The sequence below is a fragment of the Halomonas sp. genome (assembly GCF_052095695.1).
Taxonomy (GTDB): domain Bacteria; phylum Pseudomonadota; class Gammaproteobacteria; order Pseudomonadales; family Halomonadaceae; genus Vreelandella.
This window is the reverse complement of the sequence record NZ_JBQDLQ010000103.1, coordinates 1-11070: the sequence shown is the minus strand read 5'-3', so window position 1 is coordinate 11070 and position 11070 is coordinate 1. Positions and strand designations below refer to the sequence as shown.

Below are 11070 nucleotides of genomic sequence, written 5' to 3'. Positions count from 1 at the left end.
ACCGCTGGCTTTCAGGCATTCACTCACTCGCTTACACACATTTTGCTATATAGAAAAATTACGCGGACTTTTGCTAAAACTCCCCCTTTTCGACCTGGGCCATTGGGGATAGCGTGAGCTGGTTGAGCTTTGCCATATACGCGGCTTTTCTGATTTCGGCTTGCTGCTTTTTTCGAGCCAGGTAAGCCGCTCGCATGGCAGCCTGTTCAGCTTTCGTGAGCTGAGGCCGTTGTTCCGGTATGTGGTATTGCTTTACTCGCCGCTTTTTTTCTTCCTCTCGCGCTGCCCGTGCTGCCCGTGCCTGCTGGCGCCGAAAAGCATCCGACACGGGTGTTAACCGCTGCGTGCTTGGCTGTTTAGATTGGCCATGCACTGCGACCATTCCACTGCCACCGCACTCTGGGCAGTTAACCCCTAAGCGCTCTCCACCTCCACAACGATCACAAAGCTGCATGCTCGCTTCTCCCCAATACCCAACGTCGCATGTTGATGACGCTTGCTCCCCATGGAGCACTCACGTTTTCACCATACTGCTCAACACGTCATCCACCAGCCGGTGAATGCTCTGGGTAGCGTGCGCTAGTTTTGTAAACGCTTCGGAGAATAAGCCCCCTCTTTTGGCCGTCTAAATGGGCATTTGATGACATAATGGCGTTAACACTGGAACTGTCAGGCACACACATAGCCTGCGCTAATGGCATCATCCAATACGCATTAGCCATTTTTTGGCGCAACGAAACTAAGGCGCCAGCCGTTAAGAACGGCAACACTGGGAGAAACCCTATGCGGAAGTTAGAAGAAACATTGATCCACGCGGCTGGATTAGAATTACAGATGCTTGTTTCGCTAATGCACGATGGCCAACCGGACGAACAGGCCTATTGTTATCAGCGCATTAGTGCGTTGGTACTCCTAGCCTATATTCCAGACAGCGGCCTCACTTCGGGCGGTGTGGCCGCATTGGAGCGCATCGAAGAAGAAGCCAATAAACTAATGCCCGCTACCACCGCTGACCAATAGGTAAATCATGACAATTACACCAGCGCCCATGACGCGAATGGTAGTGCTGGTGCAGGCGGGAATGCTTTCATTCGCCGCTACCGCAGATGAAGAAAACGCCACTAATGCCCAGTCGGGCCTTTTCGATAGTTGGTTGAAGACGTAAAGCGTAGCCTTGCCGAAAAACATGCTGCTAGGCAGAAGCCTACCCAAGACAATTAGGTAAAAATACGCGCCTTTTTCGGGCGCGTATCTGTTTTGGTTTATTGTTGCGGCAGGAGCTTAGCGAACATCACGGGGGGTAAATAGCAAATTGAATTGGCGCAGATTGCGTTGCTGGTCGGCGGGCAAAGCCCGTAGCTCACCAAACGGCGCGGCGCGTTCGACTGCCTGGATTGCCGACCGATCAAACGCACTATCACCGCTCGATGTCACTATCGACGTTGCCAGCACTTCACCTGCTGGCCCTAGCCGAACTTGGAGCGTAGCCCTCATTGAGTCGCTAGCACCGTCAGGCCTCGCCCAGTTTCGCTCGACACGGCGAATAACAATATTGAGAAAGCTATTCTGCGCGGGAGGCTGGCCAATGGCCGCCGCTTCAGCTTCACCTGCCAACTGGCGTTGCATGGCCGCCTCGGCAGCTTCTGCCGCTTGGCGTTGGCGTTGGCGTTCGGCTTCTGCTTCACGGCGTTGCTGCTCTTCTTCTTCACGCAGGCGCGGTGCTTCGCCTTCCTGCTGCAAAAGGGCGTTTTCTTGTTCACGCAGAAATTGATCTTCCGCTCGTTGAGGCGCTACCTGGTGTTGATCTTCAACTTGAGGGGGCAAGCTCACGGGTAAATCTAGGTTCTGTGCTGCACTTGTTGAAAAAGAACACTCTTCTCTGATATCCAGTACCAATAGTGTTACAACCACCGCCGTTCCCGCACTCACGCAAACACTGGCAGCAACAGCCAACACGCCGTTAGTGTATTTCCCCATAACCATCTCCTTGTTCTGCCATTGTTAATGCCCCACCGCCTGGTACCCGGCATCTAAGTAGGGATGACGGCCCCAGTGGGTCGCGTCGTCGCTATGCCCGATCCCAATGAGCCATTGGCCTAAGTCATTGCCGTTGGGCATGGTGATCGAGCAAATAGCGTGCGCTAGTTTTGCAAACGCTTCGGAGAATAAGCCCCCTCTTTTGGCCATCTAAATGGGAATTGGCTTTCATGTGGGCGCTAACACTGGAACTGCCATGCGCACGTATAGCCAGCGCTAATGACCACTGCGACGGTGAGTGGTGAGAGCCAGGCGAGCAAGCTCCATGCGTGTAGTGTGCGCTTATCACGCCAACGACGACGCCATAAGCCTTTCACGCTTAGCCAGACGGGTAAGGGGTACAGGAAAATACTGGTGATCACCAACGACGCCCACCACCCAGCGGTCTCTGTAAATGGCCAGGGGGCAGGCAGTAACGTGACCGCAGAGGGCCATGCCATTACGGGCACTAGCGGGAGACTCCCTAGCATGAGGATGGCGAACCGATCCCAATGCTGAGCGATAGCGATTACCCGTTGCACGCCGCGCCTGGGCAACGCTTTGAGTGCTGACCAATAAGAACGTTTTTTGCGCTTACGGATGTGCTGGGCTGTTTTGGTAGATGCCATGATGATCCTTTTACCGCCCACCAGCGGCCCACCCGACAGGCCAGCCCTCTAATGTGCTTGATGACTCCCCTAATGCCGTCGCATCTAGGGCAGCCTCTTGATTGCCTTCATCGTCGGCGGGGTCACTATGGACAACTTCAGCAATAGGCACACATCCCTCTTCTGTATTGCGGTAACGTTCGCCATGCCAGAAAAACTCCATATCCGGCGCTTCTAAACTGTCACTGTCCAGCGCCATGGAGTACGCAATACAGCCATGGTCGGTTGCTCTCATAGGTAGCCATAGCCCTACGACATCGCCTTTATAAATCACGTCCCTGGGGGCGCCATCCAGGTAATCCGGCTGCTCAAACATATTCTCAATCTCAGATAGCGGCGCCGCAGGCATGCCCATCATCCCTTCCGGTACGTCGTTATCACTGGGCAGAAGCTGGCAGCCCGATAGCCAGCTAATAGCAATAGCGCCTACTGCGTGCCTCGCCCACATTGAATTTTCCGTTCGCGCCATGTTTAATCCTTGCTAATTGAGAAGTAAATTTAATACGCCTGACGCTGTGGCTAAAAAATGATCAGGCCTTTATCCTGCTGTTATAAAGCCGGTTATTTTGGTTAAGGGCGTATTCATCCACAGAATTTGTGAATAACTTTCTTGCCCACTTAATAGCGATGTCTACTCTTTCCAGGGAGCTGTCTATGAGTTTTCTCGATCAGTCTGATTCGTTTGACGACGGTGCTCCAGGCGATGATGAAGAGCCCCTATTAACGACGTATACCGAGGCTGATTTAAAGCGCCTCAACGAACTTGACCTGCAACGTGAGACCTATCGTTAATGCCACGTCTGGCCCCAAATATATGAGATAAGCGTCATCGCATCGCTCATCGGTGGCGCTAACCCTGCCATGATAAACGCCAGCACAACGAACCCAACGGCGCTAAACGGGTGCTCTAGGGATAACACCTTCACGCCTGTCCCAAATGACTTTTTCAGCCGAACCCCCGCAAAGTCCACTGCATAGATTTCGTCCAGCACTAGATGGATCAGCACCCCCAGCATCACGGCAAAGCCATGACTCCAGGCGGTAATGCCATTTTGCTGCAAGCTGTAGCTCCCAGCCGCCGTCACGAATCCGGCTAACAACATGGCCACCAGGGAATGGCAGTTGCCACGGTGCTCTGTGAGCATGAGGAAGGCATTGGAGACGCCGTAGCGAACGCCTACGAAAACACAGGCGCTTATCAGCGCAATCATCCAGAAGCTGTAACTGCCATGGAGAAGTGTTGAAACAAATACCATCGTGATAAGCGCAAAGAGATTAAAGATCAATTTAACCGAGTGCGAGTTGTGTGCGTCTATGTCTGGTAGTAGCCCGCCGATAGTTGTCAGCATGATGACCAAAAACAGCGACTCCCCCGGCCAAACACCCATCCCCCAGCCAATATGGGCCAACGCGGTACCGCCAATAATCCCTGCCGACAGGTGGACGTTGAAATTGGCCATCGTTAGACGCTCACTCTGTTTACGGAAAGCCCTACTCTAACCAAACCAACTGTTTCTCCAGGGAAATAAGGGGGCTGTTTTGGCAGCGTTATCCGCTTGTTGGCGAGGCGACTAATGGTAACGTGTGCGATGAATACGCCAGGGCTCCTTAATATGGGATCGTTTCAACCGACAGCCGAACAGCTAGCGATTATTGAGTATGAAGGCCCCTTACTGGTTGTCCGCGCAAAAGCCGGTACGGGGAAGTCGAGCGTGCTGTGCTTGTACGCCGAGCGACGCCCTACGCTAAGGATGCTCTATATTGCCTACAACCGCTCAGTGCGCGAGGAGGCTGCGCAGAAGTTTCCGTCGAACGTCACCTGTAAAACGTCACATCAACTTGCCTTTAGGGCCTTTGGTTTGGCGTTAAAGCATAAGCTCACTGCCAACATCCGCATTCGAGAGATTGCCGATGCCTTGGATACACGGGACTGGTCGCTTGCCTCTGATGTGCAAAGCGCCCTTAATCGCTTTATGACCAGCGCAAGCATGCGCCTGGGGCCTGAGCACCATCCTTTAAAAGGCGAGACAACAGAAAGCCAGCAAACCCGGCAAACGCTGGTGATTAATTGCGCCGAAAAAGTGTGGGCGCGGATGATCGCAGCGGACGATAACTTCCCCTGCTCGCATGATACTTACTTAAAGCTCTATCAACTCAGCGGCCCAGATTTGTCAGCCCAGTACGACATTATTGCGATTGATGAATTCCAAGATACGGTGCCGGTGCTTGAAGACATCGTGATGAAGCAAAAGAAGTGCCGCGTTCTGATGTGTGGAGATAGCGCGCAGGCGATTTATCAGTTTCGCCATGCCGTTGATAGCCTCGACTCTCCCCTGTTGCAGCATGCCACGGTGATGCATCTAACAAACAGCTTTCGCTTTGGCCCCAAAGTCGCCGAAGTGGCCAATGCCTTGCTGGCGCTAAAAGGTGAGCCGGTTGAGGTGCATGGACTGGGGGGCGCAGATTGCGTGGTGCCTAGTAGTAAGTTTCATCTGCGTCACGCCCCTACCGGGCAAGTCACGTTCATAGCTCGCACCATGATGGGTGTGCTCCAGGCAGCGCTCTTTTTCGCATCGAAAAAGAAAGTCGTGTACATGGTCGGCGGGTATGACGCTTACAACCTGAATGCCCTAGAGAATTTGTTTTGGCTCTCAAAGGGGCAAAAAGAGCGCGTTACCGATAAAAAGCTTCTCGCGGAATTCAGCAGCTTTGAGCAATATCGGGCGATGGCCGAAGCTTCCGATGATCCCGAAATGCTTAGGGCGCTTAAAGTCATTGAGGCCTACCCGAATCTCGACGTACACCTGGCACAATTAAAAATGCAGGTTGCGAATGCGGAAGCTACTGCCGATATTGTCGTCACCACGGCTCACCGCTCGAAAGGTTTAGAGTGGCCTACGGTGTATCTGCTCGATGACTTTATGGATATCCATGATCCGAAGATGAGTGTTGCTGCCCGCTCAATAGAAATTAACCTGCTTTATGTCGCCTCTACGCGGGCCAGAAGCTTTCTAATCGCTAACGAATGCATCACCACGACTATGAAGTTGGCAAAAAAAAAGGGCTGGTGATCCAGCCCTGTTAGTACCCTTTATCAAACCTAAGCGCTTACCCTTATTCAGGGCTAGGAAATGGATAATCTTTTTTCAACGCCTCCTTCACCTCAGGCGTGCCATAAATCGGTATATTGACCAGCGCCGCAGCAACGCGTCTTTTGCCAAATGCATTGGCCAGGCACTCTAGGGTCATGTGCAAGTGATGCTGATTAGTCGCATCGTAATAGCGGTTATCACCACCGACTTGCCTTTCAACCCAAGAGACTAGCGATTCACCGGCCTCTTTCTTGGCATTAGCTATCTCTTCCTGTGTCTTTTGGCATAACTGACGCGTAATTTGAGACTGCTCTTGGATGGCCTTTGATGCGGCTATTCCTTGCCATACAAGAGCGGTTTCCATCGGAAGTCGTTCAAGTCGCATCATGAGCTCTTGGGTGATGCCTAGCCACCAGTGACGAAATACAGCACTATCTTGTGCCATCTTCACCAGCCAATCGCTCCCCGTTTCATTGATCGGAGGGGTAATGCCTAGCCGCTTCTCCACGTATGTCTTTATGGGCGCACGCTGCTGAAAGGCTTCACTGACCAATTTACTACGACGCAGAGGGGATTGAAGTGGCGTGCCATCTTTATTCCGCCAAACTTCCTCAATAACAACGTCACTCATGAAGTTACCGATTGTTTTATAACTGTCGGCGCTTAACGGTTGAAATGAGATAAATTGGCTCGCAACTTCTTCTTTAGTGGCGTCATCGGCAATTTCCGCATCACAGTGTGGATTGAACACTGGTTTTTTGCACATATTGTAAAGATGGCAGACGTGCCAAACCATCTCGCTAAGCACGTCAGAAACATCCTTGTTCCTACTTGGTTCAAGCAGTTTAAACACCTCGTTCTCATTGATGTTTTGGTCAGTGAGGGGTGAGCGTTCCAAGTTGCTTTTTTCGGTCATCATTATTAAACTCGCCCAATCATTTATGGGGGGGGGGCCGCTATGACTCATTACGCCATAAAGGGTTCAACATAACATAAGTTAGCACAAATAAATCCTTGTGCTCCACATGCCTGTCTTCAACGCACAACAAGCGCCGTCATCCATATTATTCCTCTTACCCTAGCCTATTTCTTACCTGCATCAGCATTGGTATCGCTTTAGCTTGCGAGCAACTAAATCCTCATCCGTCTCCTTGTAGCACCGACATGTGGTTTTGGTTGTGTCTACTCAAAAAAAGATCGTTACACCGCCAAAATAGGGGGCTTATCACCCAGGTTTTCAGGTTTACCTGCGTACCATTACCGCCATACGCGTATTAATGGTGATGAACACATGGGTATTTTCTCTAAGCGCCCGCTTTTGCTGGCCGTCGCGCTGTCATTCGGGACAGCATCTATGGCCGCTCACGCCAATATTGAGCGTGACCCGAGGGGGAGCTTCTGGCAAAACCAAAGTGATGGTTGGTTTTTTTATAAAGACCCTCCCGAGCCAGTTGAAGAGGTCATCGAAGAGCCAGAGCCTGAACCCCTCGAAGGTGTCACCGTAACGGAGCCGCCAGAGCCCCCGCCTGCTCCAGAGCCCGAAGGCCCGCCGCCACCGGAGCCGTTATCCGCTGAGTGGTTCAGAGAAAATATTCCAAAATACCGCGATGCGGCTTGGAACGATCCTACTGTTGAAAATGTGCAGGCGTTTTTCTATCTCCAGCGCTACATGATGGATCGCAGTGAGCAGTTTTCGGATGCTGCTCAGCTTGCAACGATGGGTCACCCCATTCTTGATGAGGCTAACCGCCGACCGACCGCTGGGGCTGGCTCTCGCCAGCTTGATCGCATTGCCGCCAATAATCGCACCACGATTTTGGATAAATTAGCTGAGCGTGTCGGTATTTTTTATTTTTACGACAGCGAGTGCCAGGAGTGCGCTGAAATCACCAACGTTGTAAAAATGCTGGAGCGCACGTTCGCCATCATCCCCATCTCCTTGGACGGCAAAGACCTCCCAGGCAATCCTTTCCCAGACTTTCGACCTGATGATGGTCATGCAGAGCAAGTTGGTATGGAAAGGGCGCCAGCTCTTTTCCTAGCGGAGCCTTCCGGTGAGTTTGCCGCGTTTGCGCATGGCCCTATTTCACTTAACGATGCCCGTGAACGCATTGTGCTAGCGGCCTTGCGCGTTGGCTGGATTTCTCGTGAGGAGTTCAACCAAACACGCCCTGTGCGCAACCTTGACCAAGACCTTTCGGACATGATTGATCCCGCCGAATTCATGCCTAGTGGCGATGACAATAACTTCATCCCTCCCGCTGAGCTACTTGAACGCTTTAACCAATCTGGAGGCTACCGATAATGGCAGCATTGAGCATGCGAAAAACGGTGCTTGCGTCATGCGTAAGTGCATTTATGTTGTTCGGCGCGGGGATGTCCACCCCTGCTAGTGCGGACATTAATAAGGCACTGGGTGGCCTTTACGACGGTATGAGCGCGACCTCCCCTGCTGGCGTTTGGGAAACACAGCGTCGAGGCGTTATTTCAGGTGGCGGTCTACGCGTGCGAACGCCTATCGTGACAGAGAGCCTGCTTAACATCCAAACCCCTACCCTTGATGGTGGGTGTGGTGGGATTGATATGTTCGCTGGGAGCGCGTCGTTTATCAGTGCTGATCAGCTGATCGCCCTCTTCCGTAATATTGCCTCTAATGCTAAGGCGTATGCCTTCCATATCGCATTGTCTACTGTGTTCCCAGAAGCTTCTGCCAAAATTCAAGATTTACAGGAAGTCGTGCAGAAACTTAATGCCCTATCCATGAACTCCTGTGAATGGGCTCAAGGGATAGTGAATGCCGGAGCTGGCGCCATCGAAAACAGCATGGGCATGGAGTTTAAAGGAAAGGCACAAAGTGAAGGGGTTATCGATGGGTTTTTCGACAGTATCGCCAGCATTGGTGACACCGGCAATGCCGAAGAGCAGCTAATTGCTGAGGGTGAAGGCGAAGTTGCAGGCAATATCGTATGGCGGGGCATGAAAGACAATCAAGTTGACAATTGGAATTGGCTTAACAATGCAACCGGCAACGCCATGCTTGAATCCATTATGTCGCTGACAGGGACATATATCGTTAGTCCTAGTAGTGACGGCGAGCGAGAAAACACTCCCTTGCCTGGCCCCTATCTCTCCTTAAAAGATTTAGTGGAGGGGTCAGAAAGCGCCACGCTTTTGAAGTGCAACAATTACACAGATTGTGATGGGGTGACGACATCTACCCAGTCCCTGGAGGGGCTGGGAACAATGATTAAGAACAAGCTAAATGGGGATGCGTCCAATAACGGTCTGATCTACTATTACAGCGCAAACCACGCCTCGTATAACGCGAGCTCATTTGATCGTGACTTTATCACCAACCTCCCCTACTCAGCTGGTTCATTAATTCGCAACTTAGCTGTCCTAAACAATAACGCTGCGTCAACATTCGTTGAAGAGCATGCCAATGCGCTTGCGCTTGATATGGCTTATGAGCTCGCCTCTAAAATGATTCGAGCCGCACAAAACTCGCTTCACAGCATGGATGAAGGCTACGGCCCTGAGGCACGCGCCATCATAAACGCCAACTTCAACTCTCTGCAGCAGGAGTACGGGGTACTTCGCGGTAGCTATGGCAGCCTTAACGATATCATGGTGTCCTATGAGGCTTTTCTTCGAAACCTAAAAGCCAATAACTACCACCTGCAAGACCTAAACCCTCAGTATGGTGGTGAGTAATGGACGCGACGATCTATTCGATAGGTAGCTCAGCTTACCTGAAAGAAATCATCATGGCCGTTACTTCCATTATTGGGACAGGCGGCTTTTCCAAGCTCATACAATCAGGACTCTTGCTTGGCGTCCTGATCATGGCATTTCAAACCCTGTTCAATGGTGGCAAACCTGTTGCCGTTCACCAAATCGCAGTGTCTGGGTTGCTCTTTGCTTTAATGTTTGGCCCAACTGTCGATGTGGCCATCGAGGGTGTATACGACGGGCAATCACATGCTGTTGCGGATGTCCCTATAGGCATTGCGCTGCCTGGTTCATTAGTTTCTCAGGTCGGTTATGGCTTAACGGAAATGTTTGAAACCGCTTTTAGCTCCCCCAGTGGGGCTACATCCGGTTATGGCTTAACGGATGGTGCAGGCTACGCTGACGCTCTCAAGATGCTAATGGAGATTCGCCGAAACGGTAACAATGCCGATTTATTATCGACGATTGATTCTGTGGGCACCGGTGGTACGAATAACTTCCGGGGTTCTTGGGATAATTACATTCGTGAATGTACGGCGATGAAAATTGACCTCAATGATATAAGCATTGAGCAAATTTATAATGAAGGCGACCACATGGACGGCTTGAAATTTGAGTCAGAGCTATTTGGTACCGTCATAACGCATAACGGTGCAACCCAAACGCTTTCTTGCACCGCTGCGTTTGCTGCGCTTGAAGCCTGGACAACAAGTGTTGTTGCCTCCGAAGAGGTGAAGTCGGCAATAGGTAGGCAGATAGGCCTTCATTCAACCGGTGGGCACGGTTCTTTAGCGGAGCCCGATACGGATGCGTTTGTGGCCGCTAATGGGGCTCTCGGCGCCCTATCGCAGTCTGCAACAGGGGCACAGCAATATATCCAAACCGCTATCTTGGAGCCTATCTTCCACCAGGCTATGTCGGGCCGGTACCGTGACATCCATGATTTCTCCGCATCCACCATGATCAACCAAGCGTTGCAACAACGTAATGTGCAATGGGCTGCTGAGCAAACGATCTTCATGAGCATTGTACGCCCGATGATCACTTTCATTGAGGGCTTTGCTTATGCGATTACGCCGTTTATGGCCTTTATCATCGTTTTAGGCGCCTTTGGCATGAAGCTGGCCATCAAGTATGGGCAAATGCTTCTGTGGATACAGCTATGGCTTCCGGTTTTGGCTATCACTAATTTCTTTTTATACATGGTCGCTTCGAGTGAGCTGGCGCAACTTGATAATGCAACAACGTCCTTTTATGAATTACATCAGGCCGGTGAACGTTTGGGCTACTGGGTTTCCGTTGGCGGTATGCTCGCTGCAGCAACACCTATCCTTACGCTAGTGCTGTTAACGGGCTCCACCTACGCCATGACTTCGCTCGCGCAAAAAATGGGTGGCTCTGATCACGTTGATGAAAAACAGATGGCACCGGATGTCCTGCGGCAAGGGGCTGTTATGGATCAGGTGTCAATGCAGTCATCCGGCACAATGACAGGGAGAAGTAATACAGGCTCTGAAACCTTTATGCCCAACCTGCAGCTAAGTGAGGCATTGCAGAGTTCA

13 protein-coding genes are annotated in these 11070 nt (G+C 51.5%); 7 read left to right on the top strand and 6 right to left on the bottom strand.

Features of this window, described 5'->3' with window-relative positions:
- Positions 1 to 73: 73 nt before the first annotated feature.
- Positions 74 to 454, bottom strand: a complete 381-nt coding sequence (locus tag ACTH5D_RS15595; protein ID WP_427047143.1) for a hypothetical protein — start codon at positions 452 to 454, stop codon at positions 74 to 76.
- 329 nt (positions 455 to 783) lie between these two features.
- Here ACTH5D_RS15595 and ACTH5D_RS15590 point away from each other — a divergent pair, with 329 nt between their 5' ends.
- Both ACTH5D_RS15590 and ACTH5D_RS15585 read left to right on the top strand, forming a co-directional pair.
- Positions 784 to 1020 carry a hypothetical protein gene (locus tag ACTH5D_RS15590; RefSeq protein ID WP_427047144.1) on the top strand — a complete coding sequence of 79 codons (237 nt, stop codon included), beginning with the start codon at positions 784 to 786 and terminating at the stop codon, positions 1018 to 1020.
- Positions 1021 to 1027: 7 nt separating this feature from the next.
- Entirely contained in the window at positions 1028 to 1165 is a 138-nt protein-coding gene (locus ACTH5D_RS15585; protein ID WP_427047145.1) for a hypothetical protein, read from the top strand.
- Positions 1166 to 1281: 116 nt separating this feature from the next.
- On the opposite strand, the gene ACTH5D_RS15580 is transcribed toward ACTH5D_RS15585, so the two are convergent.
- From ACTH5D_RS15580 to ACTH5D_RS15570, 3 genes are all read right to left on the bottom strand, one after another.
- Positions 1282 to 1977, bottom strand: a complete 696-nt coding sequence (locus ACTH5D_RS15580) for an energy transducer TonB (RefSeq protein ID WP_427047146.1) — start codon at positions 1975 to 1977, stop codon at positions 1282 to 1284.
- A gap of 239 nt (positions 1978 to 2216) precedes the next feature.
- Positions 2217 to 2645: a hypothetical protein gene (locus ACTH5D_RS15575; protein ID WP_427047147.1), complete on the bottom strand. Its 429-nt coding sequence runs from the start codon at positions 2643 to 2645 to the stop codon at positions 2217 to 2219.
- 10 nt (positions 2646 to 2655) lie between these two features.
- On the bottom strand, positions 2656 to 3153 hold the full coding sequence (locus ACTH5D_RS15570; RefSeq protein WP_427047148.1) for a hypothetical protein: 498 nt from the start codon (positions 3151 to 3153) through the stop codon (positions 2656 to 2658).
- 185 nt (positions 3154 to 3338) lie between these two features.
- On the opposite strand from ACTH5D_RS15570, the gene ACTH5D_RS15565 reads away from it, so the two are divergent.
- Positions 3339 to 3476 carry a hypothetical protein gene (locus ACTH5D_RS15565; protein WP_427047149.1) on the top strand — a complete coding sequence of 46 codons (138 nt, stop codon included), beginning with the start codon at positions 3339 to 3341 and terminating at the stop codon, positions 3474 to 3476.
- Here ACTH5D_RS15565 and ACTH5D_RS15560 read toward each other — a convergent pair.
- Complete coding sequence (locus tag ACTH5D_RS15560) at positions 3473 to 4144, bottom strand: metal-dependent hydrolase (protein WP_427047150.1); 672 nt, start codon at positions 4142 to 4144, stop codon at positions 3473 to 3475. The genes ACTH5D_RS15565 and ACTH5D_RS15560 overlap by 4 nt on opposite strands.
- Positions 4145 to 4297: 153 nt before the next feature.
- On the opposite strand from ACTH5D_RS15560, the gene ACTH5D_RS15555 reads away from it, so the two are divergent.
- Positions 4298 to 5755: a UvrD-helicase domain-containing protein gene (locus ACTH5D_RS15555; protein ID WP_427047151.1), complete on the top strand. Its 1458-nt coding sequence runs from the start codon at positions 4298 to 4300 to the stop codon at positions 5753 to 5755.
- A 43-nt stretch (positions 5756 to 5798) separates the two neighbouring features.
- On the opposite strand, the gene ACTH5D_RS15550 is transcribed toward ACTH5D_RS15555, so the two are convergent.
- Complete coding sequence (locus ACTH5D_RS15550; protein ID WP_441672827.1) at positions 5799 to 6695, bottom strand: hypothetical protein; 897 nt, start codon at positions 6693 to 6695, stop codon at positions 5799 to 5801.
- 372 nt (positions 6696 to 7067) lie between these two features.
- Here ACTH5D_RS15550 and traF point away from each other — a divergent pair, with 372 nt between their 5' ends.
- The 3 genes from traF to ACTH5D_RS15535 all read left to right on the top strand — a co-directional run.
- Positions 7068 to 8081, top strand: a complete 1014-nt coding sequence (gene traF, locus ACTH5D_RS15545) for a conjugal transfer protein TraF (RefSeq protein WP_427047153.1) — start codon at positions 7068 to 7070, stop codon at positions 8079 to 8081.
- Complete coding sequence (locus tag ACTH5D_RS15540) at positions 8081 to 9490, top strand: conjugal transfer protein TraH (RefSeq protein ID WP_441672824.1); 1410 nt, start codon at positions 8081 to 8083, stop codon at positions 9488 to 9490. The genes traF and ACTH5D_RS15540 overlap by 1 nt, the downstream gene beginning before the upstream one ends.
- A partial coding sequence (locus ACTH5D_RS15535) for a conjugal transfer protein TraG N-terminal domain-containing protein (protein WP_441672822.1) occupies positions 9490 to 11070 on the top strand: 1581 nt, incomplete at its 3' end. The genes ACTH5D_RS15540 and ACTH5D_RS15535, both read left to right, overlap by 1 nt.

Coding starts and splice junctions, on each gene's coding strand:
- ACTH5D_RS15550 (WP_441672827.1), bottom strand. CDS start 6,695: ATGATGACCGAAAAAAGCAACTTGGAACGCTCACCCCTCACTGACCAA.
- ACTH5D_RS15590 (WP_427047144.1), top strand. CDS start 784: ATGCGGAAGTTAGAAGAAACATTGATCCACGCGGCTGGATTAGAATTA.
- ACTH5D_RS15555 (WP_427047151.1), top strand. CDS start 4,298: ATGGGATCGTTTCAACCGACAGCCGAACAGCTAGCGATTATTGAGTAT.
- ACTH5D_RS15595 (WP_427047143.1), bottom strand. CDS start 454: ATGCAGCTTTGTGATCGTTGTGGAGGTGGAGAGCGCTTAGGGGTTAAC.
- ACTH5D_RS15540 (WP_441672824.1), top strand. CDS start 8,081: ATGGCAGCATTGAGCATGCGAAAAACGGTGCTTGCGTCATGCGTAAGT.
- ACTH5D_RS15580 (WP_427047146.1), bottom strand. CDS start 1,977: ATGGGGAAATACACTAACGGCGTGTTGGCTGTTGCTGCCAGTGTTTGC.
- ACTH5D_RS15565 (WP_427047149.1), top strand. CDS start 3,339: ATGAGTTTTCTCGATCAGTCTGATTCGTTTGACGACGGTGCTCCAGGC.
- ACTH5D_RS15575 (WP_427047147.1), bottom strand. CDS start 2,645: ATGGCATCTACCAAAACAGCCCAGCACATCCGTAAGCGCAAAAAACGT.
- ACTH5D_RS15585 (WP_427047145.1), top strand. CDS start 1,028: ATGACAATTACACCAGCGCCCATGACGCGAATGGTAGTGCTGGTGCAG.
- ACTH5D_RS15560 (WP_427047150.1), bottom strand. CDS start 4,144: ATGGCCAATTTCAACGTCCACCTGTCGGCAGGGATTATTGGCGGTACC.
- traF (WP_427047153.1), top strand. CDS start 7,068: ATGGGTATTTTCTCTAAGCGCCCGCTTTTGCTGGCCGTCGCGCTGTCA.
- ACTH5D_RS15570 (WP_427047148.1), bottom strand. CDS start 3,153: ATGGCGCGAACGGAAAATTCAATGTGGGCGAGGCACGCAGTAGGCGCT.